The following is a 22,039-nucleotide window of genomic DNA, read 5'->3' on the forward strand; positions in this document are numbered from 1 at the left end:
CTGGCGAATTAGAGGCGCGCGTCCCCCGCCCCTCGGGCGTCTTGTCCCCGATTTTCGGTGGCGGGACAAGGGGGTGCCGGTAACATCGTCGTTGGCGACGAAAAATGCATGAGAATAGGAATATATTCTTGACTGCGTTACGGTGCTCTGGTAGTGTCTGGCTATCGTCGAAGAAGTGCGACCGGCGCATGTGCGTCCAGTTCGCCCGGCGTTTTCCGAATTTATCGAACCCTGGAGGTTGGCGTTGGGCGCGAATGCGGTCGAACGGGGACGGGCGCTGCGCGCGCTCTACGAAGGGGCTACGGCAGGTGTCGAATTGCTGGCTGCGGCCAGCGGCAAGGCTGCCTCCGCAATCGAAAGGCAAATTGTCCGCGAGGGCTGGACGGCCCCGATTTCCACCGGCCTGGACGAGAGGCTGGCGAGGCTGGCCGACGCGCTGGTGGCGCAGGTGGAAAGCCTGCGGCTCGAACACGAAGGCGCCTTCGACAAGGGACAGGTCGACCTGGTTTCCTCGATATTGAAGACGGTCGAGAAGATCGGAGAGCTCAGCCGTGGGACCGAAAGCGAGAAAGTGAGCCAGACCAAGCGCGATGCAGAAACGGCCGACGTGCTCGCCAGGATCGACCGGCGCATCATCCAACTCGCTCGAGACTATGCACGGGTGCTGGTCGCAGAAGAACATAAATGAGCACGAAGGCTGGCTGGTCGACCGCGAGTGGGTGCATTTCGCCCGGATCGAACAATATCTGCTCGAGCGGCAACCGGCGTCATGGCTGGTGATCGGCGGGCGCGGTGCCGGCAAGACCCGGCTCGGCGCGGAATGGGTGAATAGCATGGTGCGGGGCTTCCCGCCCTTTGCAAGCACCCAGCACTCGCCGATAGCCCTGGTCGGAGAAACGTTGTCGGACGTCCGGGAGGTGATGATCGAGGGACCATCCGGGATCATGACGATCTCGCGCAACGATCGGCCGCGCTTCGAAGCGAGTCGCCGGCGCCTGGTGTGGAAAAGCGGAGCGGTGGCGCAGATCTTCTCTTCCGAGGATCCGGACAGTTTGCGCGGGCCCCAGTTCCAAGCGGCCTGGTGCGACGAGCTGGCTAAGTGGAGGTATCCGGATGCTTGCTTCGACATGCTGCAGTTCGGGCTCAGGCTGGGGGAGAGGCCGAGGCAGATCATCACCACGACACCGCGTCCGCTGCCATTGCTGAAGCGGCTGCTGGCCGATCCGCAGGTGCACGTGACCCGCATGCGATCGGAGGAGAACAGCGCCAATCTGGCGCCGACATTTCTGAGCGCGATCCGCGCGCGTTATGGCGGCACGGTTCTCGGACGCCAGGAACTGGACGGAGAATTCATCGAGGACCGTCCGGATGCCTTGTGGTCTCGCGAGATGCTGCAACGCGTGCTGATCGGCGAGGCGCCAAATCTTCGCCGGATCGTCGTTGCCGTTGATCCGCCGGCGAGCTCGCACCGCAATTCCGATGCCTGCGGCATTGTCGCGGCCGGCCGCGACGAGGCGGGGAGGGCAGTGGTGCTTGCCGATGCGACGGTTCGCGCGGCCAAGCCCCAGGCATGGGCCGGCGCCGCGGTGGGACTTTTTCACCGGCTCGCGGCCGACTGTATCGTCGTCGAGACGAACCAGGGCGGCGAGATGGCCACGGCGGTGATCCGGACCGTGGACCCGGCCGTGCCCGTGAAGGCGGTCAGGGCCCGGCGGGCGAAATGGCTGCGCGCCGAACCGATCGCTGCGCTCTACCAGCAAGGCAAGGTGCTGCACGCCGGCCGCTTCGAGGCGCTCGAAGACGAGATGTGCGATTTCGGACCGGACGGGCTGTCGAACGGCCGCTCGCCGGATCGTGTCGATGCGCTGGTCTGGGCGATCGGCGAACTGATGCCGGACTGGTCGTCCGAGCCGCGCATACGCGATTTTCTCTGAACAGGAAACAAGATGGCTCTTAATTGGCCCTGGTCACGCAAGACCGGAAACGGCGGCTCCTTGCCGGAGCGCAAGAGCGGCGTGTCGACGGGGTTTGTCGCCATCCACGCCCAGGGCGAGGCCCGCTGGACAAGGCGGGACTATGCCGCCCTGGCCCGCGAAGGCTTCATGCGCAACCCGATCGTGCACCGCTCGGTTCGCCTGATTTCGGAAACGGCGTCGGCGATACCCTGGTTGCTCTATGACGGTGCGGCCGAACTCGACGACCATCCGCTTCTGCGGCTGCTGGCGCGACCCAACGAGCGGCAGTCCGGCGCGGGCTTCATGGAGGCGCTGTACGGGCATCTGCTCATTTCCGGCAACGCCTATGTGGAGCTGGTCGAGGCGGCTGGCGGGGCACGCGAACTGCACCTGCTGAGGCCCGACCGGGTCACCGTCGCCAGCGACGCCGGAGGCTGGCCGTCGGCGCTCGACTATCGCGAAGGAAGCGCGCGTCGGCGCATCGCACTGGGACCTGGAGGGCAGGGCGGCAGCGCGATGCAGCTGGCGCTGTTCCATCCGCTAGACGACCACTATGGCTTTCCGCCGCTCGAAGCAGCGCTGATCGCGCTCGACACCCACAATGCCGCTGGGCGCTGGAACAAGGCCCTGCTCGACAATTCGGCCCGGCCATCCGGCGCTCTGGTCTATGCACCGAAGGACGGGGGGCAACCTGACCGACGACCAGTTCGACCGCCTCAAGGCGGAACTGGAGGAGGGCTACTCCGGCGCGACGCGGGCCGGACGGCCGCTGCTGCTCGAAGGCGGACTCGATTGGAAGGCGATGGGCCTGACGCCCAAGGACATGGATTTCATCGAGGCCAAGCATTCGGCAAGCCGCGACATCGCGCTCGCCTTCGGCGTGCCGCCGATGCTGCTGGGCATCCCCGGCGACAACACCTACTCGAATTACCAGGAGGCGAACCGCGCCTTCTATCGCCTGACCGTGTTGCCACTGGTTGCGCGCACGGCCAAGGAATTCTCGGCCTGGCTCGCGCCGGCTTTCGGTGGCCTGAAGCTCTGGTACGACGCGGACCAGGTGGAGGGCCTGGCGAGCGAGCGGGAGGCCTTGTGGACGCGGGTCGAAGCCGCCGGCTTCCTGAGCGATGACGAGAAACGCCAGGCGGTGGGATATCCGCCCCGCGGCTGAACCATCCCAACACGGAAACGCGACGATGACGGAGATGTCCGATCCCGGCTGGCTGTGGCTGGCCAAGGGTGCGGGCGCGGTTGCCGGATCGGCGATCTCGCTTGCCTACGTCTTGCCGCAGGGCCGCCGCGAGGCCGCCGTGCGGTTCGCCGTAGGCGTCGTCTGCGGGCTCGTGTTCGGAGGCACGGCGGGCGTCAAGATCGCCGCCGAGCTTGGCATCGACCGCCTGCTCGGCGCCGCCGAGATGATGATGATGGGCGCGGCCGTCGCGAGCCTGTGCGCCTGGTGGGCACTCGGCCTGGTGATGCGCGCCTTCGAAGGCAGCCGCCTTGGCAAGCTGATCGACCGCGGGAAAGGGGGCGACCATGATGAATGAGGAAACGGTGAGGCTCGGCGAGAGCAAGTTCGTCGACCTTGCGCTCGACGAAGTCGCGACGGACGGGACGTTTTCCGGCTATGCCAGCCTTTTCGACCGGGTCGACCTGGGCAAGGACGTGGTCGAAAGGGGCGCCTTCGCCAGGTCGCTGCGGACCCGTGGTGCCGCCGGCATCCGCATGCTGTTCCAGCATGATCCGAACCAGCCGATCGGCAACTGGACGGAACTCAGGGAAGACCAGCGCGGGCTGTTCGTCCGCGGCAGGCTTGCAAAGGACGTGGCCCGTGCCCGCGAGGTGCACAGCCTGCTGCGCGGAGGCGCGCTCGACGGACTGTCCATCGGTTTCCGGGCGGTCAAGGCACGGAAGGAGCAGGCGACCGGAATCCGCCACATCCTCGAGGCCGATCTCTGGGAAATCTCCATCGTCACCTTCCCGATGTTGCCGGAGGCGCGCATCGACACGGTGAAGCACCGGGGCAAGCTCCCGACCACCCGACAATTCGAATGCTGGCTCACGCGGGATGCTGGGCTGACCAGGAGCGACGCCCGGGCCGTCATCGCCGAGGGTTTCGCCAGCCTCGTGCGCAGGCGGGACGCCGCATGGGGATCGGAGACTGGTCTCGCCGAACGCATCCGCGAGGCCACGCGCATGATCAAGCAAAGAGGAAACAGCGCATGAACGCTACACATCTGCCGCGCGCCCCCGAGGTCAAGGCGGCAAGCGGCGAATTGCTCGACCTGAAGGACGCCTTCGGCGAGTTCATGACCACGTTCGAGGCCTTCAAGGACAGCAACGACGAACGCCTGGCACAGCTGGAGGGGCGGCTGGGCGCGGACGTCATGACCAGCGAGAAGGTCGACCGGATATCGCGCGCGCTCGACGAGCATAAGCGCGCCCTCGACGGCCTGTCGCTCAAGCGCGTCAGGCCGGCGCTGAGCCGCGAAGGTGGGCGGGCTGCGCCGAGCGAACATAAGGAGGCATTCGACCTCTACATGCGCGCCGGCGACGACCGGCAGCTGAGGGCGCCCGATTCCAAGGCGATGTCCTACGGTTCGGGTCAGGACGGCGGCTACCTGGTGCCCGATGAAACCGAAGCCGAGATCGGACGCCGGCTGTCGGCGCTGTCGCCGATCCGGTCGATCGCCGCGGTCAGGCAGGTTTCGGCCGCGGTGCTGAAGAAGCCGTTCACCGTCTCCGGTCCGGCCGTCGGCTGGGTGGCGGAGACGGCGGCGCGGCCCCAGACGGCCACGCCGACGCTGGCCGAGCTGCAGTTTCCGACAATGGAACTCTACGCGATGCCGGCGGCGACCGCCTCCTTGCTGGAGGACAGCGTCGTCGATCTCGACCAGTGGATCGCTTCGGAGGTGGAGGCGGCCTTCGCCGAGCAGGAGGGGGCGGCCTTCGTCAACGGCAATGGCGTCAACAGGCCCAAGGGGTTCCTCGACTACAACAAGGTGGCCGAGGCCAGCTGGGCCTGGGGCGACATCGGTTACGTGGTGACCGGCGTCTCCGGCGCGCTGCCGGCGTCGAGCCCGTCCGACGTACTCATCGATACGGTCTACACGCTCAAGGCAGGCTATCGCCAGAACGCCAACTGGGTGATGAACCGCAAGACGCAGGCGGCGATCCGCAAGCTCAAGGACGGCGACGGCAATTACCTGTGGCAGCCGCCCGCGGCACCGGGCCAGCGCGCCATGCTGATGGGCTTCCCGCTCGTCGAGGCCGAGGACATGCCGGATGCGGCCGCCAACGCCACGCCCATCGCCTTCGGCGATTTCTCGCGAGGCTATCTCGTGGTGGATCGCGCCGGCGTGCGCGTGCTGCGCGACCCGTATTCGGCCAAGCCTTATGTCCTGTTCTACACCACCAAGCGGGTGGGCGGCGGCGTCCAGGACTTCTCCGCGATCAAGCTCTTGAAGTACGGCACGGCCTGAGGGCGGGCGGCTTTCCCCCTCCCGTTCGCCATTGTGCCGCGGCGGCTCCGGTCACGTACCGGCCGGGGCCGCTTCCTTTTCAAAGCAGACGCAAAGGGTGACGAATGACCCTCATCAGGACCAGCGCCCCGGCGGTCGAGCCGGTGACGCTGATGGAGGCCAAGGCGCATCTGCGGATTGCCCATGCGAGCGAGGACACGCTGATCGGCGCCCTGATCCGCGCCGCGCGCGAGGACGTGGAACGAACGACGGGCCTGGCGCTGATCGACCAGGCCTGGCGCCTGGTCCTCGACGGATGGCCGCCTGGGGACGCAGTGGCGATTGCGCGCCACCCCGTGCGGCAGATCCTGTCGGTGACGACCTTCGGGAGCGAGGGCGAGGCGTCGATCCTGGATCCGATGCACTACCAGCTGGATTCGCTGTCACGGCCCGCACGCCTGCGTTTCGACCGGAAGCCGGACCGACTGCGCGTCATGAACGGCATAGAGGTCGATTTTCGCGCCGGCTTCGGCGAAGCGGGTCCAGACGTGCCGGACCTTATCAAGCGCGCGATGCTGCAGCTGGTAGCGCACTGGTACGAGTTTCGCGCGAGCTTCGGGGCCGAGGACCAGCCAGCGTCCTACCCGCGGGGCTACGACCGGCTGATCGCCAGCTACCGGGCGAGGAGGCTCTGATGCGCGCAAGCTTCCTCGATCCGGGGGCTCTTCGAACCGAGTTCGCACTCGAGGAGAGCGTGACGACGCCGGATGCCTTCGGTGGCTACACCGAAGGCTGGGTCGAACGGGCGACGCTGTTCGCCCAGGTGGAGCCGCTGGCGGCGCAAAGCTCCTTTGGCGCCGGCCAGACGCTAGAGACTGCCACGCATCGCGTCACCGTCAGGTGGCGCGAGGGGATCAGGAGCGGCATGCGGTTTCGCCGCGACCAGCGCGTGCTCGACATCGTGACGGTGCACGATCCCGACGAAACCCAGCGCTACCTGGTCTGCCGCACGCGGGAGCAGGGCAAATGAAGGTGACCATGAAGCTCACGCTCGAGGGGCTGAAGCGAGCCTTGCGCTGGAAGGCGCACGAACTGGCGGAGGACGTCGAACAAGGCTACCGTGGCGACGCGACGGACGCGCGGCGGACAGAGCGGAGCAGGCGCGCAGCGACGAGGGAGCGAAGCGATGACCGCCCCGGCGGCTGAACTTCAGAAGGCGGTGTTTGCCGCACTCGGTGGCAGTGTTGAGCTCTTGGGGCTGCTCGGCGGCCCGAAGATACACGACCAGGCCCCAGTGAATGTGATCTTCCCATACCTGACCTTCGGCCGGACCAGCGTCTACGACTGGAGCACCGACACCGAGAGCGGCACCGAACAGCTGTTCTCGATCCATGTCTGGTCGAAATCGCAGGGCAAGCGCGAGGCGCTGGAGATCATGGAGGTGGTCCGCGCGCTGCTCGACGGAGCCAATCTTGCGCTCGACGCCCACCATCTCGTCAGCTTGCGGCTGGAGTTCTCCGAGGCGCGGTTCGACGACAGGCTCTCCGTGCAGCATGGCCTGCTGCGTTTCCGCGCGGTGACCGAGCCGGCAGGCTGACCGGCCACGCAATTCTCAAATCATATCGGGAGACCAAGCAATGGTCGCACAGAAGGGCAGGGACCTTCTGCTCAAGGTCGACAGCAACGGCCTGGGCAGCTTCGTCACCGTCGCGGGCCTGCGCTCCAAACGCATCGCCTTCAACAGCGAGACCGTCGACGTCACCGACGCGGAATCGGTCGGGCGCTGGCGTGAGCTTCTCGCTGGCAGCGGCGTGCAGCGCGCGTCGGTGAGCGGTTCAGGCATCTTCAAGGACCAGCAGTCGGACGCCAGGATCCGCAGCTGCTTCTTCGGCGGCGAGATCGTCAGGTGGCAACTGGCCGTACCGGATTTCGGCCTCGTCGAAGCGCCGTTCCAGATCACAGCGCTCGAATACACCGGCAATCACGACGGCGAGGTGAGCTTCGAGGTGGCCCTGGAGTCGGCCGGTGCCGTTGTGTTCGCGGTGGCGCCATGAGCGCGAACAGGAGACGTGGCGAAATCGACGCCCAACTCGACGGCCAAAGCTATAGGCTTTGCCTGACGCTCGGCGCGCTGGCGGAACTCGAGGCGAGCTATGCGGCGGACGACCTGGCGGCACTGGTCGAACGCTTCTCGAGCGGCCGGCTGTCGGCGAAGGACATGATCCGCGTCGTCGCCGCGGGCCTGCGCGGTGCCGGGCACGACGTGTCCGACGCCGAGGTCGGCACCATGCATGCCGAGGGTGCCGCGGCCGGCTTCGCCGCGATCGTGTCGGACCTCCTGACCGCGACCTTCGGAGCCGGCAAGGGCGGGGACGCCGGACAAAACCCTTGAACGCCGCAGCGGGCAGGCCAGCCGAATTCCCGTGGGACAGCGTCATGGCCGCGGGGTTTGGCCTGCTGCGGCTTTCGCCGGGTGCTTTCTGGTCGATGACGCCGCGAGAACTCGAGCGCGCCATGAGTACGCTTCCCAAGGGGAGCGACGCTCCGCCCGAAAAGCATCAGTTGGCGGCGATGATGGCGCTGTTCCCAGACAAATCGGAGTAAACCTGTGGCCGAAGATCTCATGGTCGCGATCCGCGCCGACACGGCGCCGTTCCAGACCGCCCTGCAATCGCTCGAGCGGCTGTCCGACAGCTTCGGCGCACAACTGACCAGCGCGATGAAGAGTGCCGTGGTCAGCGGCAAGGAGCTCGACGACGTGCTGCGACGCATCGGCCTCAACCTCGCGGGCATGGCGCTCCAGGAAGGCATGAAGCCGCTGCAATCGCTTGCCGGTTCGCTGCTGTCGGGCCTGCTCGGCGGGCTTTCGGGCATTCTCCCCTTCTCCAAGGGCGGGGTGACGGGGAATGTCGTTCCGTTCGCCTCGGGTGGCGTGGTCTCGACACCTACTTATTTTCCCGCAGGCCGCAATGTCGGCCTGATGGGGGAGGCGGGTGCGGAGGCGATCCTGCCGCTGCGCCGTTCGTCCGACGGCAGCCTGGGCGTCGCCGCGCAGGGCGGCACTTCCGTCAACGTGGTCTTCAACGTGACGGCCCAGGACGTCGCGTCGTTCCGCAAGTCGGAGGCGCAGATCACCGGCATGCTGGCCAAGGCCGTGTCGCGCGGCATGCGCACATTCTGAGGAGATCACGTGTCGGACCTGGCGAGTTTCCACGACGAGGTTTTCCCGGCCGCCGTTTCCTTCGGCGCGACCGGCGGCCCTGAACGGCGAAACGAGATCGTGTCGCTGACGTCCGGGCGTGAGAAACGCAACCTCCGCTTCTCGCAGTCGCGCCACCGCTACGACGCCGGCACGGGCGTGCGGTCGCTCGACGACATGCATGCGGTCGTGGCGTTCTTCGAAGCGCGGCGCGGCTCGCTGCACGCCTTCCGTTTCAGGGATCCGTTCGACATGAAGTCGTGCCGGCCGGGCGAGGCACCGTCGCCGTTCGACCAGGAATTGGGTACGGGCGACGGTATCAGGGCCCGCTTTCCGCTCATGAAGACCTATGGAACGGGCAGCGAGGCCTATCGGCGGCTCATAGCGAAACCGGCTATCGCCACATTGAGGGTAGCCGTGGCTGGGGTCGAACTGCCTTCCGCCACCGGCTTCAGCTTCGACGATGCCACCGGCGAGGTCGTATTCGCTCCATCGGCGATACCTGGGTCCGGGGCAGTGATTACGGCGGGGTTCGAATTCCACGTCCCCGTCCGCTTCGACATCGAGCATCTGTCGCTGAGCCTAACCGCCTTCAGCGCCGGACAGATACCATCCATACCGCTGGTGGAGGTGCGCCTGTGACAATGCCCGCAGATCTGGCCGCGCATCTCGGCCAACCGGTGACGACCGTCTGCCATTGCTGGCGCCTGACAAGGGCGGATGGGGTTTCGATCGGCTTCACCGATCACGATCGGCCCCTTGTGCTGGACGGAACGACATTCGAGCCCGAATCCGGCTTGAGCGCCAGCGAGGCGCGCACCTCGCTTGGCCTTGCCGTGGATACGGTCGACGTCGAAGGAGCGCTGTCTTCCGACGCCATTCGCGGCGAGGATATCGCCGTCGGGCTCTACGACGACGCCAGGGTCGAGACCTTCCTGGTCAACTGGGCAATCCCTGAGCATTCCGCGCTGCTGCGGGTTTCGACCATCGGCAAGGTGACGCGCAGCGGCTTGCGCTTCGTCGCGGAACTCGAGAGTTCGGCCAACGCGCTCGACCAGCCGAATGGCCGCTACATAGTCCGCGCCTGCGATGCCGAACTTGGCGACCGTCGATGCGGGGTGGCGTTGGACCAGGCGCAGTTCGCGGCCGCGGGATCCGTCGCAGCATATGCCGACCCGGACATGCTGGTTGCCGCCGGACTGTTCGGTTTCGATGCCGGCTGGTTCACCCATGGCACGCTTAGCTGGACGGGCGGCGCACGCGCCGGGCGGACCGAGCGCATATCGGAACACCGCAAGGATGCCGGCGGCGCGACCCTTGTGCTCGAGGCGGGCGCGGGGCCCGTCCCGACCGCCGGCGATCCGTTCACGGTTCGCGCCGGCTGCGACAAGGCATTCGCCACCTGCAAGGCGAAATTCGCCAATGCGGCCAATTTCAGGGGCTTTCCGCACCTTCCCGGCAATGACGCCGGATATTCCTATGTCACGGAAGGCGGTGTGTTCGACGGCGGGCCGATCGTGCCATGACCAAGCGCGACGCGAAGGCTGCCGTCGTCGAGGAGGCGCTTGGCTGGGTCGGAACTCCCTATCGGCACCAGGGCTGCCGAAGGGGGGTTGCCTGCGACTGCCTGGGGCTCGTGCGCGGCATTTGGCGCCAGGTTTATGGCCACGAACTCGAACGGCCCGGGCCCTATGCTCCCGATTGGGCCGAAGCGACGGGAGAAGAGCGCCTGCTCGAGGGCCTGAGCCGTCATTTTTGCGAAAAGCCTGCTGCGGAAGCCGGCGCGGGCGACCTGATTGTCTTCCGCTGGCGGCCGTACCTGCCGGCCAAGCACGCCGCGATCCTCGTTGAGGCGGATCGCTTCGTTCACGCCTACCAGGATCACGGCGTGACGCTGACGCGGATGGTGCCGCAGTGGCGGCGCCGCCTGGCAGCCGCATTCGCCTTTCCAGACTAGGGTAGGCAACTCACTTCGGAGCACCGATGGCAACCATCCTACTGCAGGCCGCCGGGGCATTCCTGGGCGGCATGCTCGGACCGATCGGCAGCGCCATCGGCACCGCGGCAGGCGCCCTGGCGGGCTATGCCGTCGACAGGGCGCTCATCGAGGGCACCCGGAGGATCGACGGGCCGCGGATGTCCGGCCCCCGACCGTTCACCGCCGAAGAGGGCAGCTCGCTGCCGCGCGTCTACGGCACCGCACGCATCGGCGGGACGCTGATCTGGGCGACCCGCTTCAAGGAGACGCGCCGCACCCGGCGGCAGGGCAAGCTCGGTCCCAAGCTGACGGAATATTCCTACTATGCGAACGCGGCATTTGCGCTGTGCGAGGGCGAGATCGCCGGCGTTCGCAGGGTTTGGGCGGATGGCCGCGAGATCGATCGCGACACGATCGACCTGCGCGTGCACCGTGGCACCGAAGACCAGCCCGCCGATCCGCTGATCGCGGCCAAGCAGGGGGCCGCCAACACGCCGGCCTATCGCGGCGTTGCCTATGTCGTGGTCGAGAACCTCGACATCGGCGAGTTCGGCAACCGCATTCCGCAGATGCAGTTCGAGGTGATGCGACCGGTCGGCGACTTGTACGGCCGCATCCGTGCGGTTTCCCTGATCCCCGGCGCCACCGAATACGGTCTTTCGACCAGGCTGGTCAGTCGCAAGAAGCGGCCTGGCGCGACCGAAGCGATCAACCGGCACGTGATCCATGCCGGCACCGACATCGCCGCGTCCCTGGACGAGCTGCAGCTGCTCTGTCCCAATCTCGAGAGCGTCGCCCTGGTCGTGGCCTGGTTCGGCGACGACCTGCGCGCCGGGCACTGCCGTCTGAGGCCCGGGGTCACCACCGCCTCGACCTCCGGCCTGTCGGCGGCCTGGAGCGCGGCAGGCATCGATCGACCCGATGCCCTCGTTGTCTCGAAGCACGGCGGCGAAGCTGCCTATGGCGGCACGCCGTCCGATCGCAGCGTTCTGGAGGCGATCGCCGAGATCAGGGCGCGCGGCCTGAAGGTGACGCTCTATCCGTTCGTGATGATGGACATTGCGACGGGCAACGCCTTGCCGGATCCCTACGGCCAGCCTAGCCAGCCACCCTATCCGTGGCGCGGACGCATCACCTGCACGCCTGCGCCGATGCTTCCCGGCTCTGCCGACCGCACCGCCGCCGCCCGCAGCCAGGTGGATGCCTTCTGCGGGCAGGCGACGGTCGGTCAGTTTGACCCTGCCACCTACACCGTCGAATTCTTGGGAAATCCTGCAGACTGGGGTTATCGGCGCTTCATTCTGCACTACGCTCACCTGGCCGTACTCGCCGGCGGTGTCGACGCTTTCGTGCTCGGGAGCGAGTTGCGCGGCTTGACGACGCTGCGCGACGGCTCGGAGGCCTTCCTCTTCGTCGAGGAGCTTTGCACGCTGGCGGCGGATGTTCGCTCGGTTACCGGGTCCGGCTGCAAGATCACATACGGCGCCGACTGGAGCGAATATTTCGGCTATCACCCGAGCGACGGCAGTGGGGACGTCCACTTTCACCTCGACCCGCTGTGGGCACATCCGGCAATCGATGCGGTCGGCATCGACAACTACATGCCGTTGTCGGACTGGCGCGACGTCGACTATGCCGGCGGCAACCCGGATGGATTCGCCTCGCCCTATGATCCTGCCGGCCTGAGCGCCTCGATCGGCGGCGGCGAAGGTTTCGATTGGTACTATCCCGATTTCACCGCCAGGCTGCAGCGGTCGCGCAGGGCGATCACTGACGGGGCCTACGGCAAGGCCTGGGTCTTTCGCTACAAGGACCTCGCGGGGTGGTGGAGCAATGGGCATTTCGACCGGCGTGGCGGCGTCGAGCTGGCCGACCCGACGGCATGGGTACCCTGCAGCAAGCCGATCTGGTTTACCGAGATCGGCTGTCCCGCCGTCGACAAGGGCCCGAACCAGCCCAACATGTTCCCGGACGTCAAATCTTCCGAGAGCGGCGTGCCGTATTTTTCCGCCGGTGGGAGATCGGATATCGCCCAGCGCCGTCTGCTGGAGGCCCATGCCAGGCATTGGGAGCCAGCCGTTGACGATGCCCAGCGCAATCCGCACTCACCGCTCTATGGCGGCCGCATGGTGGACGTGGCACGCTCCTATGTCTGGGCGTGGGATGCGAGGCCATACCCGGCCTTTCCCCTGCAGGCGACCGCCTGGTCGGACGGTTCGGCCTGGCATCGCGGGCACTGGCTGAACGGCCGTCTGAGCGGCCCGAGCGTTGCCGATCTCGTCAACGCCATCCTGGCGGACCATGGCCTGCCGGCCGCGGATGCGGATGGCGTCGACGACACCCTGGCGGGATACGTCCTGGCCGATCCCACGTCGGCGCGTGCGGCCCTCGAGCCCCTCGTCGATCTCTATGGCTTGTCCGTGGTCCAGCAGGCCGGCCGTCTCGTCTTCAGGCGGTCGACGGCATCGAGCGATCGGGCCGTCGAGCTGGATGAAATGGCGATCGAGGGGGAAAACCACGCTCCCGAGATCATTCGCGCCCCGTCCCACGACATCCCGGCCGAGGTGGTGCTCGGCTTCCGCGATCCGGTGACCGATTATCAGGCGTCGGCTGTTCGCAGCCGGCAGTTCGGCGCCAGCGGGAGCCGGCAACACACCATTTCGTTACCCGGAGTGCTCGAAGCGGGGCAGGCGCGGGCGCTTGCCCAGGACTGGATGAGACGCCGATGGGGCGAGCGCGAGCGGCTGAACTTCGCGGTTGCCGAGCCTCGGGCCGACGTCGAGCCTGGCACGATCGTCAAGGTGCCGGCATCCGGCAGCAACTCGGAGTTCCTGGTCACCGAAATCGAACAGGGGTTGGTCAGGCGCGTCGTGGCGCGCCAGCTCAATCGCGCCGTGCCGGCTGCGTGGCGATCGTCCTATGCGGGTGTCGAACCCGCGCTGTCTTCCATCGCGGGTCAACCTCACGTGGTGTTCCTCGACCTTCCGATGATGGGGAGTTCCTCCGCACCCCCGCATGAGCAGTTTCGCGTCGCCGCGATCCAGACGCCCTGGCGAAGCCAGGCACTGCTCGTTTCCCCCGAGGATACCGGCTTCGTGCTGCGCGGATCGGTGGTTCGTCGCGCCGAGATGGGCGTGTTGGGAACGGCCATGCCGCCGGGCGTGGTGGGCAGGATCGACCGGGCCGCCGGCATGACGGTCGAGCTCTATGAAGGCGAACTTGCGAGCGTAAGCCGCGCGCAACTGCTCAATGGCGCCAATCTCGCCGCCATCCGGTCCGCGAACGGCGAGTGGGAACTCGTCCAGTTCGAGACGGCGGCGGAGATCGCGCCCGGCATGTGGCGGTTGGCTGGACTGCTGCGCGGCCAACTCGGCACCGGCGACGCAAATGCCTCCGGCGCAGCGGCGGGTGCGGCTTTCGTTGTCATCGACGAAGCCGTCGTCGCGGCCGGCCTGCTGCCGGCCGAGGCCGGGCTTCGGCTCAACTGGCGCGTGGGCCCTCTGGGGGCCGACTTCGCCGGCGGCAACTATTCGGCTCACAGCGAGATCGGCGGGCGGCGGGCGGTTTTGCCCCTGTCGCCCGTCCATATGCGGGCGAAGCGGACGTATGACGGCGACCTTGCCGTTGCCTGGGTCAGGCGCGGCAGGATCGACGCCGACGGCTGGGACGCGGGCGAAATCCCGCTCGGCGAGGAGCGGGAGGAATACCGCGTCGACGTGGCGTCCGTGGGCGGCACCATCGTCCGCTCGACGGACGTTGCCGGGCCGGGCTGGACCTATGCCGCCTCAGAGATCGTCGCGGATTTCGGCATACCTCCGACGGCACTCGACATCACCGTTCGCCAATTCAGTGTCGCCGTGGGCTGGGGATTGCCCGCCACGCGGCGATTTGCGCTTGCCTGAGCCCACCTTTGAAAGGATGCCGCCATGACCGATGTCAAACCCTGGTACCTGTCGCGAACCATCTGGGCCTCCGTCGTCACTCTGCTCGTGGGCGTCGCCGGGGTTGTCGGCCTGCCTGTCGGAGGGGTCGACAATGCCGCGCTGACCGACACGCTGCTTCAGGCGATCACCGCGATTTCGGGGCTTGTGGCGCTGTTGGGGCGGCTGAGTGCAAGGGAGCGGATCGGCGGCAACCGCTAGGGTTGCCATTGCCGACATTTGCGTGAACTCATTGTTCATTCGGCGTTCAGCACTGCTGTATTAGAAGTTCCGACATGACAACGTCTCGTTCCATATTCCGGCTTGCGGTGGCCACGCCCCTGGTGGCTGGCCTCCTGGCCAGCTCCGTTGCGGCGGAGCCCCTGCGCGGCGCGACCGACGGACAATACGTCGTGGCCCAGGCGGACTGCTATTCGATCGGGCAGCAGGTGGCCGACCAGTATGGCGGCACCTTGGCGAGGGCGTCGGAGTCCAACAAGGGCGGCCGGTCCGTCTGCGTCATCGTCGTTCTGGTTCCCGGCAAGGACGGACAGCGACCGCGCCGGGTCGAAGTGGTGGTCCCTGCCGAATAGCGCCGATTTCCCCTGGGTCGGAATCGGCCTATATCTCTTCCCAAGTTTCACTGGTCGCCAAACCGCATGCGAATACTCGTCGTCGAGGATGACAAAGATCTCAATCGTCAGATTTCGGAGGCTTTGACCGACGCCGGCTACGTCGTCGACAAGGCCTTCGATGGCGAGGAGGGGCATTTTCTCGGCGACACCGAGCCTTATGACGCGGTCGTCCTCGACATCGGCCTGCCGCAGATGGACGGCATCAGCGTGGTGGAGCGCTGGCGCCGGGAAGGGCGCAAGATGCCCGTGCTGATGCTGACGGCGCGCGACCGGTGGAGCGACAAGGTCGCCGGGATCGATGCCGGCGCCGACGATTACGTCACCAAGCCGTTCCACATCGAGGAAGTGCTGGCGCGCGTGAGGGCGCTGATCCGGCGCGCCGCCGGCCATGCTTCCTCGGAACTCGCCTGCGGGCCGCTCCGGCTCGACACCAAGTCGTCGAAAGCGGACGTCAACGGCGTGCCGCTGAAGCTGACGTCGCACGAATTCCGGCTTCTCGCCTATCTGATGCATCATATGGGCGAGGTGGTCTCGCGGACCGAACTGGTCGAGCATCTCTACGACCAGGACTTTGACCGGGATTCCAACACGATCGAGGTGTTTGTCGGCCGCCTTCGCAAGAAGATGGGCATAGACATGATCGAGACGGTCCGCGGTATGGGTTACCGCATGCGCGAACCGGAGGCCTGAGGCGGAAAAGCTCAACAAACGTCTGTCCCGCTTGAAGCGATACGCGCTGAGCCTCGGCCCGCGGTCGTTGGCTTTCCGCGTCATTGCCTTCTCGACCGTCTGGGCGATCCTGGCCTTCGCCTTGATCTTCACGGTCATCGGGTCGCTCTATCGCCAGACCAGCGAGCGCGGCTTCGACAGCCTGCTGTCTGCACATCTGTTCAACCTCATCGGCTCGGTCGGCGTCTCGGACAGCGGTACGCTTACCGGCGGCCCGGACCTCGGGGACCTGCGCTTTTCGGAACCGGTATCCGGTTGGTACTGGTCGGTGGAGCCGGTTTCGAAGGGGCTGGTGGGACAGTTGCGGTCGTCGTCGATGACCGAGGCGGTGCCGTCGCCGGGCGCCGAAGAAGTGCCGTTCGATACCGAATTCCAGCGGCACTATCAGGCGGAAGGCATTGCCGGCGAGGAACTCGAAGTGTTCGAGAGCGAGTTCGTGCTGGATTCGCAGAACCGCATCGCCCGGTTCCGCGTCATGGGCAACCGCACCGAACTCGAGGACGAGATCCGCGGCTTCGAATGGCGGCTGTTCTCGTACCTCTCGCTGTTCGGCTTCGGCATGATCGCCATCAATGCCATTGCCATCCTCCTTGGCCTGCAGCCGCTCGGCCGCGTGCGCAACGCGCTCGCCATGGTGCGCGAAGGCACCGCACAACGGTTGACCGGACGCTTTCCGGCGGAGATCCAGCCGCTCGCCAACGAAACCAATGCCCTCATCGAGAACAACCGAAGGATCGTCGAGCGGTCCCGTACCCAGGTCGGCAATCTGGCGCATTCGCTGAAGACGCCTCTCGCGGTGATGCTGAACGAGGGGCGGGCGATGGGCGGGCCGAAGGGGCAGCTCATCTCCGACCACGCCGCGGCGATGCAGAAGCAGATCGATCACTATCTGCAGCGCGCCCGTGTCGCGGCGCAGCGCGAGAGCGTCGTCTATCGCACGCCGGTTGCGCCGCTGCTGCAGCGGATGGTGAGGGTCATGGACAAGCTCTCGCGTGGCACGACCATCTCGCTCGCCTTGCCGGCAGGCGAGGTGATGTTTGCCGGCGAGCGCGAAGACCTCGAGGAAATCGTCGGCAACCTGCTCGAAAACGCCATGAAATGGGCTCGCGGCGAAGTCAGGGTCTCTGTCGAAACCCTGCCGCCCATCGGCGAGGAGCCGCCGCGCTTTGCGATCCTGATCGAGGACGACGGGCCCGGAATACCTGAAGACAAAGCCCGCGAGGCGCTGAAGCGCGGCAGTCGCCTCGACGAGACCAAGCCGGGCACCGGACTGGGGCTCGCCATAGTGGCCGATCTGGTCAAGGAATATGGCGGCAGGCTGTTATTGGAGCGATCATCCCTGGGCGGGCTGAAAGCAGTCGTGGAACTGGGCGGAGTGCAGTAGATTCGACTGGCCGAATCGGCCCCATTTCGGCCAAAGATGCGCACTAACGCGACGCCAACTCCTTGTAAGTGGACGAGAAATTCGGGACCGTTGATAGATATGAGACTTCGGTTGGCGATGATCGCCGGGCTATTTGCCATATCCGGTTGTGCGACCAGCGGGCTGGGGGGCGGTGATGGCATCATTCCCTCGGTTGGAGGGGCGGATGCCGCCGGCCCCAACCGCAAGGTAGCCGCACGCATCATCGATGCCATGGATGGTGGGCTCATCGGTGGCTCGATCGGTGGCGGTTTGAGCAGCGGCGATCGGCGCAAGGCCCTCGAAGCCGAGTACCGGGCGCTCGAATACGGCCAGGGCGGGCAGGCCGTCGCCTGGAAGGGCGAACGCCAGTCCGGCGAAGTCGTCGCGGCCCAGCCCTACAGGGTCGGCTCCCAGGATTGCAGGCAGTATTCGCAGACCGTCTTCACCGGCGGCACGCCGCTCGTCGCCCGCGGCACGGCCTGCCGCAACCCCGACGGCAGCTGGACGCCGCTGAGCTGAGCTGTGCGGCAGCCGCCGGCTGCGGCAACTGAATCGTCAATAAGCCGCAGGGCGGCGATGTTGGCAGTTCTGTCGCCGCTGGCTATTTATTCGCCATGCTGTTCTGGGTCGTAGCCGCTTCACTTACTTTGGTTGCAAGTCTTGCCATTCTGCTGCCGCTTGCGCGGCGAGCAGAACAGGAGGTCGACCGCAGCCATGACCTCGAAGTCTATCGCGACCAGTTGGCCGAGATCGACAAGGACGCGGCGCGCGGCGTCATTGCCGCAACCGATGCCGAACATGCGCGGGCAGAGATCGCACGGCGTATCCTGCGGCTTGGTACCGGCGATCAGCCGAAGGCCTCGGGTGGGTCGTTGACGGCCGCCAAGATCGTCGGCGGCATCGCCGTGCTGGCCGTCCCGCTGGTCAGTTGGGGCGCCTACACGCTGTCAGGCTCTCCCGACATCCCTGATCAGCCGCTCAGTGCCCGCATGGCCGACAATCCGGCCAACAGTTCGGTAAGTGACCTTATTGCCCGTGCCGAGGCCCATCTCGTCGCCAATCCGTCGGATGGCAGGGGGTGGGACGTGCTGGCTCCCGTCTATATGCGGACCGGCCGCGTCAACGATGCTGTCGTCGCCTACGGCAATGCCATCAAGCTCTTGGGTACGAACGCGACGCGCCAGTCCGGTCTCGGCGAGGCGATGACGGCTGCTGCCGGCGGCATAGTCACTGCCGATGCGCGTGCCGCCTTCGATGCGGCGGTCCAGCTCGAACCGGCCAACGCCAAGGCACACTACTTCCTCGGCCTGTCGCTGGCCCAGGAGGGCAAGCTTGCCGAGGCTGCCGCCATGTGGCGGCAGATGGTTGTCGACCTTCCTGCCGACTCGCCCTGGCGCGAGGCTGCCGAACAGGCCGCCGCGCGGGCCGTCGGCCCCGCCACCCCGAGTGCCGGCGCCGGCCAGCCCGGCCCGACCGATGCCGATATCGAGGCGGCCGCCTCCATGTCGTCGGGCGACCGCACGGCCATGATCGAGAACATGGTCGCCGGCCTCGACGAAAAGCTGCGCCAGAACCCGGCCGATCCGGAAGGATGGCTGCGTCTGGTCCGTTCCTACTCGGTGCTGGGCAAGAAGGACCTTGCGCAGGATGCGTTCGACCGGGGCTATGCGGCGCTCGGCCGCGACAGCGACGGTGGCAGGAAGCTCTCGGAATTGGCCGGGACGCTGGGTCTGCGGGTGACGGAGTAATCATGACGCGCAAGCAGAAGCGTTTGTCTGTCATCGCCGGGGCGCTCGCCTTTCTCGGCGCCGCCACGGCTCTCACCTTCTATGGACTGGGCCAGAAGGCTTCCTATTTCTATATGCCGGGCGATCTCCAGGCGGCCACTCTCGAGCCGGGCCAGCGCATCCGCCTCGGCGGCCTCGTCGAGAACGGCTCGATCGTGCGCGGCACGGGCGTCGAGGTGGCATTCGGCGTCACCGACACCGACAGCACGGTCAAGGTGCGCTACACCGGCATCTTGCCGGATCTTTTCCGCGAAGGGCAGGGCGTCATCACCGAAGGCAGCTTCGGGTCCGACGGCGTCTTCATCGCCGACAGCGTGCTGGCCAAGCACGACGAGAACTACATGCCCAAGGAAGTCGCAGACAGCCTGAAGGAAAAGGGCGTCTGGCAGGAAACCAAACAATAGGCGGCATCGACATGGTCGAGATCGGTCACTTCGCACTCATCCTGGCTCTCGTCCTTTCGGTCGTGCAGTCGGTGGTTCCCATGGTTGGTGCACGCACCGGCGACGCAAGGCTGATGGCGGTGGGCGGCCCGGCGGCCATTACCACGCTGGCGCTGATCGCCCTGTCGTTCACCGCCCTGACGATGGCCTATGTGAAGTCGGACTTCTCCGTCGTGAACGTCTGGGAGAACTCCCATTCGCTGAAGCCGCTGCTCTTCAAGATCACCGGCACCTGGGGAAATCACGAAGGCTCCATGCTGCTGTGGATCATGATCCTGGCCATGTTCAGCGCGATGGTCGCCGTCTTCGGCGGCAATCTACCCGCCACCCTCAGGGCCAACGTGCTCGCGGTGCAGGGCTGGATCGCGACCGCCTTCCTGCTCTTCATCGTTATCACCTCCAATCCGTTCCGGCGGCTGATCCCGGCGCCGATCGAGGGCCGGGACCTCAATCCCATTCTCCAGGACATCGGCCTCGCGGTGCATCCGCCGCTGCTCTATCTCGGCTATGTCGGCTTTTCGGTCTGCTTCTCCTTCGCCGTCGCGGCGCTGATCGAAGGCCGCATCGACGCCGCATGGGCGAGGTGGGTTCGGCCCTGGACGCTGGCTGCCTGGGTGTTCCTGACCGGCGGCATCGTAATGGGGTCCTACTGGGCCTATTACGAACTCGGCTGGGGCGGGTTCTGGTTCTGGGATCCGGTCGAGAACGCCTCCTTCATGCCCTGGCTTGCGGGCACGGCACTGCTGCATTCGGCGATCGTGATGGAGAAGCGGTCGGCGCTGAAGATCTGGACCCTGCTGCTCGCGATCCTGACCTTCTCGCTTTCCCTGCTCGGCACCTTCCTGGTGCGGTCGGGCGTGCTCACTTCGGTCCACGCCTTCGCCAGCGACCCCAGCCGCGGCGTCTTCATCCTCGGCATCCTGACCTTCTTCATCGGCGGCTCGCTGACGCTTTTTGCCCTGCGCGCCTCGTCATTGACCGCCGGCGGCCTCTTCCACCCGATCTCGCGCGAAGGCGCCCTGGTCCTGAACAACCTGTTCCTGACGACGGCGACGGCGACCGTGCTCATCGGTACGCTCTACCCGCTCGTCGTCGAGGCGCTGTTCGGCGAAAAGATCTCGGTCGGCGAGCCGTTCTTCAACCTGACTTTCGGCCCGGTGATGCTGCCGCTGCTGGCGATCGTGCCCTTCGGGCCGTTGCTGGCGTGGAAGCGGGGCGACGTGGCGGCCGTCGCGCAGCGGCTGATGTTCGCCTTCGGCGGGGCGTTGCTGGTGGTGCTGGCCGCGCTGCTGTTCGTCGACGGAACTTCGGTCTTCGCCGCCCTCGGCGCCGGACTTGCCACCTGGCTCGTGCTTGGTGCGCTTACCGACCTTGCCCTCAAGTCTGGCGTCGGATCGGTGGCGCCGGCGGTCGCCGTGCGGCGTCTGATCGGTCTGCCGCGCTCGGTGTTTGGCACGACGCTGGCGCATCTCGGCCTCGGCCTGACGCTTCTGGGCATTGTCGGCGTCATCGCCTTCCAGAGCGAAGCCATCCTGGTGATGAAGCAGGGACAGGTCGTCGAGATCGCCGGCAAGAGCCTGCGTTTCGAGGGGCTCCAGCCGGCGCGCGGCCCGAATTACACGGAAGACCAGGGGCGGTTCTCCCTGCTCGACGCTGAGGGCAGGGCCGTCGCCGAGATCGTATCCGCCAAGCGCTTCTACCCTGCGCGCCAGATGCCGACGACCGAAGCGGGCATCAGGACGATGTGGCTCAGCCAGATTTACATCTCGCTCGGAGACACCTCTCCCGATGGATTGGTCGTGGTGCGCCTGTGGTGGAAGCCGATGGTCCTCTTGATCTGGGTCGGGCCACTGTTCATGATGGCGGGCGGCACGGTTTCGCTGATGGACCGGCGCCTGCGCGTCGGGGCGCCGGCGCGGCGCAGGTCGGCGGTCGCGAAGGTTGGCGCGGTGTCGTGATGAAAACGAACCTGACATCGACGGCGGCTTTCCTCGCCGTCTTCCTGTTCGCGGGCACCGCCCTGGCGGTCAAGCCGAGCGAAATGCTCGCCGACCCCGTTCTCGAGGCACGGGCCCGCGCCATCTCCGCCGAACTGCGCTGCTTGGTGTGCCAGAACCAGTCGATCGACGATTCCGACGCCGAGCTAGCCGCCGATTTGCGGGTGCTGGTTCGGGAACGCCTGGTGGCCGGCGACAGCGACGCCCAGGCGGTCGACTTCATCGTTGCGCGCTACGGCGAGTTCGTGCTGCTCAAGCCGCGCTTCAACCTGCGCAATGCATTGCTGTGGGGCGCACCCATCCTGCTTCTGGCCGGCGGTGGCGCCTTCATCTTCTTCTCGGCCCGGTCGCGTCGCAGGCAGGAACCGGCCGGACTGAGCAGCGAAGAGGAAAAGCTGCTCGACTCGATCCTGCACAAGGACGGCTGAGCCAACATTACGAAAGTTTCATCCTTCGGAAATGGCGCGGTAATGTGAGCCTCTCTCTCTCTTGAGCACCGGATGTTTCGGGCATCCCTTCAAGAGGATCAGAGA

At 66.4% G+C, this 22,039-nt stretch carries 26 protein-coding genes and 1 pseudogene; all 27 read left to right on the forward strand.

Going from position 1 to position 22,039, the window contains the following annotated elements; all coding sequences use genetic code 11:
* Nucleotides 1–244: 244 nt before the first annotated feature.
* The 27 genes and pseudogenes from PV773_RS02470 to PV773_RS02600 all read left to right on the forward strand — a co-directional run bounded on the left by PV773_RS02470 (nt 245) and on the right by PV773_RS02600 (nt 21,934).
* Nucleotides 245–688: a hypothetical protein gene (locus PV773_RS02470; protein ID WP_347964805.1), complete on the forward strand. Its 444-nt coding sequence runs from the start codon at nt 245–247 to the stop codon at nt 686–688.
* Entirely contained in the window at nt 654–1,934 is a 1,281-nt protein-coding gene (locus tag PV773_RS02475) for a terminase family protein (protein WP_347964920.1), read from the forward strand. The genes PV773_RS02470 and PV773_RS02475 overlap by 35 nt, the downstream gene beginning before the upstream one ends.
* A 12-nt stretch (nt 1,935–1,946) precedes the next feature.
* Nucleotides 1,947–3,123 (forward strand): annotated as a pseudogene (locus PV773_RS02480) (phage portal protein).
* Between the two features lie 25 nt (nt 3,124–3,148).
* Nucleotides 3,149–3,499, forward strand: a complete 351-nt coding sequence (locus PV773_RS02485) for a DUF6107 family protein (protein WP_347964806.1) — start codon at nt 3,149–3,151, stop codon at nt 3,497–3,499.
* Nucleotides 3,492–4,178 (forward strand): HK97 family phage prohead protease, encoded by a 687-nt coding sequence (locus PV773_RS02490; protein WP_347964921.1) that lies wholly within the window; start codon nt 3,492–3,494, stop codon nt 4,176–4,178. Before PV773_RS02485 ends, PV773_RS02490 begins: the two co-directional genes overlap by 8 nt.
* The gene (locus PV773_RS02495; RefSeq protein ID WP_347964807.1) at nt 4,175–5,434 is read left to right on the forward strand and encodes a phage major capsid protein; all 1,260 of its coding nucleotides are present in this window, start codon (nt 4,175–4,177) and stop codon (nt 5,432–5,434) included. The genes PV773_RS02490 and PV773_RS02495 overlap by 4 nt, the downstream gene beginning before the upstream one ends.
* A 104-nt stretch (nt 5,435–5,538) precedes the next feature.
* Entirely contained in the window at nt 5,539–6,108 is a 570-nt protein-coding gene (locus PV773_RS02500) for a head-tail connector protein (RefSeq protein ID WP_347964808.1), read from the forward strand.
* Nucleotides 6,108–6,443 carry a phage head closure protein gene (locus PV773_RS02505; RefSeq protein WP_347964809.1) on the forward strand — a complete coding sequence of 112 codons (336 nt, stop codon included), beginning with the start codon at nt 6,108–6,110 and terminating at the stop codon, nt 6,441–6,443. Before PV773_RS02500 ends, PV773_RS02505 begins: the two co-directional genes overlap by 1 nt.
* The gene (locus PV773_RS02510; RefSeq protein ID WP_340035615.1) at nt 6,440–6,619 is read left to right on the forward strand and encodes a hypothetical protein; all 180 of its coding nucleotides are present in this window, start codon (nt 6,440–6,442) and stop codon (nt 6,617–6,619) included. Before PV773_RS02505 ends, PV773_RS02510 begins: the two co-directional genes overlap by 4 nt.
* The gene (locus tag PV773_RS02515) at nt 6,600–7,010 is read left to right on the forward strand and encodes a DUF3168 domain-containing protein (protein WP_347964810.1); all 411 of its coding nucleotides are present in this window, start codon (nt 6,600–6,602) and stop codon (nt 7,008–7,010) included. Before PV773_RS02510 ends, PV773_RS02515 begins: the two co-directional genes overlap by 20 nt.
* 40 nt (nt 7,011–7,050) lie before the next feature.
* Entirely contained in the window at nt 7,051–7,467 is a 417-nt protein-coding gene (locus tag PV773_RS02520) for a phage major tail protein, TP901-1 family (protein WP_347964811.1), read from the forward strand.
* A complete protein-coding gene (locus PV773_RS02525) occupies nt 7,464–7,805 on the forward strand; it encodes a gene transfer agent family protein (RefSeq protein ID WP_347964812.1) in 342 nt (113 codons plus the stop codon). The genes PV773_RS02520 and PV773_RS02525 overlap by 4 nt, the downstream gene beginning before the upstream one ends.
* Nucleotides 7,802–8,017 carry a rcc01693 family protein gene (locus PV773_RS02530; protein WP_347964813.1) on the forward strand — a complete coding sequence of 72 codons (216 nt, stop codon included), beginning with the start codon at nt 7,802–7,804 and terminating at the stop codon, nt 8,015–8,017. Before PV773_RS02525 ends, PV773_RS02530 begins: the two co-directional genes overlap by 4 nt.
* Nucleotides 8,018–8,036: 19 nt before the next feature.
* The gene (locus tag PV773_RS02535) at nt 8,037–8,594 is read left to right on the forward strand and encodes a phage tail tape measure protein (protein ID WP_347964922.1); all 558 of its coding nucleotides are present in this window, start codon (nt 8,037–8,039) and stop codon (nt 8,592–8,594) included.
* A gap of 18 nt (nt 8,595–8,612) precedes the next feature.
* On the forward strand, nt 8,613–9,254 hold the full coding sequence (locus PV773_RS02540) for a DUF2460 domain-containing protein (RefSeq protein WP_347964923.1): 642 nt from the start codon (nt 8,613–8,615) through the stop codon (nt 9,252–9,254).
* Nucleotides 9,255–9,256: 2 nt separating this feature from the next.
* Nucleotides 9,257–10,138, forward strand: coding sequence for a DUF2163 domain-containing protein (locus tag PV773_RS02545; RefSeq protein WP_347964924.1), 882 nt, complete (start codon nt 9,257–9,259; stop codon nt 10,136–10,138).
* Nucleotides 10,135–10,569 carry an NlpC/P60 family protein gene (locus PV773_RS02550; protein WP_347964814.1) on the forward strand — a complete coding sequence of 145 codons (435 nt, stop codon included), beginning with the start codon at nt 10,135–10,137 and terminating at the stop codon, nt 10,567–10,569. The genes PV773_RS02545 and PV773_RS02550 overlap by 4 nt, the downstream gene beginning before the upstream one ends.
* Nucleotides 10,570–10,595: 26 nt before the next feature.
* Entirely contained in the window at nt 10,596–14,492 is a 3,897-nt protein-coding gene (locus PV773_RS02555; RefSeq protein ID WP_347964815.1) for a glycoside hydrolase/phage tail family protein, read from the forward strand.
* Between the two features lie 24 nt (nt 14,493–14,516).
* Complete coding sequence (locus PV773_RS02560) at nt 14,517–14,732, forward strand: hypothetical protein (protein ID WP_347964816.1); 216 nt, start codon at nt 14,517–14,519, stop codon at nt 14,730–14,732.
* Between the two features lie 74 nt (nt 14,733–14,806).
* Nucleotides 14,807–15,103 (forward strand): hypothetical protein, encoded by a 297-nt coding sequence (locus PV773_RS02565; protein ID WP_347964817.1) that lies wholly within the window; start codon nt 14,807–14,809, stop codon nt 15,101–15,103.
* Between the two features lie 66 nt (nt 15,104–15,169).
* Nucleotides 15,170–15,835, forward strand: coding sequence for a response regulator transcription factor (locus PV773_RS02570; RefSeq protein ID WP_340035624.1), 666 nt, complete (start codon nt 15,170–15,172; stop codon nt 15,833–15,835).
* 46 nt (nt 15,836–15,881) lie between these two features.
* A complete protein-coding gene (locus PV773_RS02575; RefSeq protein ID WP_347964925.1) occupies nt 15,882–17,258 on the forward strand; it encodes an ATP-binding protein in 1,377 nt (458 codons plus the stop codon).
* A 99-nt stretch (nt 17,259–17,357) separates the two neighbouring features.
* Nucleotides 17,358–17,798 carry a hypothetical protein gene (locus tag PV773_RS02580; RefSeq protein WP_347964818.1) on the forward strand — a complete coding sequence of 147 codons (441 nt, stop codon included), beginning with the start codon at nt 17,358–17,360 and terminating at the stop codon, nt 17,796–17,798.
* A 95-nt stretch (nt 17,799–17,893) separates the two neighbouring features.
* Entirely contained in the window at nt 17,894–19,027 is a 1,134-nt protein-coding gene (gene ccmI / locus PV773_RS02585) for a c-type cytochrome biogenesis protein CcmI (protein ID WP_347964819.1), read from the forward strand.
* A 2-nt stretch (nt 19,028–19,029) separates the two neighbouring features.
* A complete protein-coding gene (gene ccmE / locus PV773_RS02590) occupies nt 19,030–19,470 on the forward strand; it encodes a cytochrome c maturation protein CcmE (RefSeq protein WP_347964820.1) in 441 nt (146 codons plus the stop codon).
* A gap of 11 nt (nt 19,471–19,481) precedes the next feature.
* Nucleotides 19,482–21,467, forward strand: coding sequence for a heme lyase CcmF/NrfE family subunit (locus PV773_RS02595; RefSeq protein WP_347964821.1), 1,986 nt, complete (start codon nt 19,482–19,484; stop codon nt 21,465–21,467).
* Complete coding sequence (locus PV773_RS02600) at nt 21,467–21,934, forward strand: cytochrome c-type biogenesis protein (protein WP_347964926.1); 468 nt, start codon at nt 21,467–21,469, stop codon at nt 21,932–21,934. Before PV773_RS02595 ends, PV773_RS02600 begins: the two co-directional genes overlap by 1 nt.
* The last annotated feature ends 105 nt before the right edge of the window (nt 21,935–22,039 follow it).

This window comes from Mesorhizobium sp. CC13 (assembly GCF_039907765.1).
GTDB lineage: Bacteria > Pseudomonadota > Alphaproteobacteria > Rhizobiales > Rhizobiaceae > Aminobacter.

Bases quoted from the DNA above. Each gene is read 5' to 3' on its own strand.
- PV773_RS02555 (WP_347964815.1), top strand. From the start codon at position 10,596: ATGGCAACCATCCTACTGCAGGCCGCCGGGGCATTCCTGGGCGGCATG.
- PV773_RS02485 (WP_347964806.1), top strand. From the start codon at position 3,149: ATGACGGAGATGTCCGATCCCGGCTGGCTGTGGCTGGCCAAGGGTGCG.
- PV773_RS02500 (WP_347964808.1), top strand. From the start codon at position 5,539: ATGACCCTCATCAGGACCAGCGCCCCGGCGGTCGAGCCGGTGACGCTG.
- PV773_RS02505 (WP_347964809.1), top strand. From the start codon at position 6,108: ATGCGCGCAAGCTTCCTCGATCCGGGGGCTCTTCGAACCGAGTTCGCA.
- PV773_RS02595 (WP_347964821.1), top strand. From the start codon at position 19,482: ATGGTCGAGATCGGTCACTTCGCACTCATCCTGGCTCTCGTCCTTTCG.
- PV773_RS02520 (WP_347964811.1), top strand. From the start codon at position 7,051: ATGGTCGCACAGAAGGGCAGGGACCTTCTGCTCAAGGTCGACAGCAAC.
- PV773_RS02550 (WP_347964814.1), top strand. From the start codon at position 10,135: ATGACCAAGCGCGACGCGAAGGCTGCCGTCGTCGAGGAGGCGCTTGGC.
- PV773_RS02490 (WP_347964921.1), top strand. From the start codon at position 3,492: ATGAATGAGGAAACGGTGAGGCTCGGCGAGAGCAAGTTCGTCGACCTT.
- PV773_RS02535 (WP_347964922.1), top strand. From the start codon at position 8,037: ATGGTCGCGATCCGCGCCGACACGGCGCCGTTCCAGACCGCCCTGCAA.
- ccmE (WP_347964820.1), top strand. From the start codon at position 19,030: ATGACGCGCAAGCAGAAGCGTTTGTCTGTCATCGCCGGGGCGCTCGCC.
- PV773_RS02560 (WP_347964816.1), top strand. From the start codon at position 14,517: ATGACCGATGTCAAACCCTGGTACCTGTCGCGAACCATCTGGGCCTCC.
- PV773_RS02565 (WP_347964817.1), top strand. From the start codon at position 14,807: ATGACAACGTCTCGTTCCATATTCCGGCTTGCGGTGGCCACGCCCCTG.
- PV773_RS02525 (WP_347964812.1), top strand. From the start codon at position 7,464: ATGAGCGCGAACAGGAGACGTGGCGAAATCGACGCCCAACTCGACGGC.
- PV773_RS02515 (WP_347964810.1), top strand. From the start codon at position 6,600: ATGACCGCCCCGGCGGCTGAACTTCAGAAGGCGGTGTTTGCCGCACTC.
- PV773_RS02580 (WP_347964818.1), top strand. From the start codon at position 17,358: ATGAGACTTCGGTTGGCGATGATCGCCGGGCTATTTGCCATATCCGGT.
- PV773_RS02475 (WP_347964920.1), top strand. From the start codon at position 654: ATGCACGGGTGCTGGTCGCAGAAGAACATAAATGAGCACGAAGGCTGG.
- PV773_RS02495 (WP_347964807.1), top strand. From the start codon at position 4,175: ATGAACGCTACACATCTGCCGCGCGCCCCCGAGGTCAAGGCGGCAAGC.
- PV773_RS02510 (WP_340035615.1), top strand. From the start codon at position 6,440: ATGAAGGTGACCATGAAGCTCACGCTCGAGGGGCTGAAGCGAGCCTTG.
- PV773_RS02600 (WP_347964926.1), top strand. From the start codon at position 21,467: ATGAAAACGAACCTGACATCGACGGCGGCTTTCCTCGCCGTCTTCCTG.
- PV773_RS02570 (WP_340035624.1), top strand. From the start codon at position 15,170: ATGCGAATACTCGTCGTCGAGGATGACAAAGATCTCAATCGTCAGATT.
- PV773_RS02545 (WP_347964924.1), top strand. From the start codon at position 9,257: ATGCCCGCAGATCTGGCCGCGCATCTCGGCCAACCGGTGACGACCGTC.
- ccmI (WP_347964819.1), top strand. From the start codon at position 17,894: ATGCTGTTCTGGGTCGTAGCCGCTTCACTTACTTTGGTTGCAAGTCTT.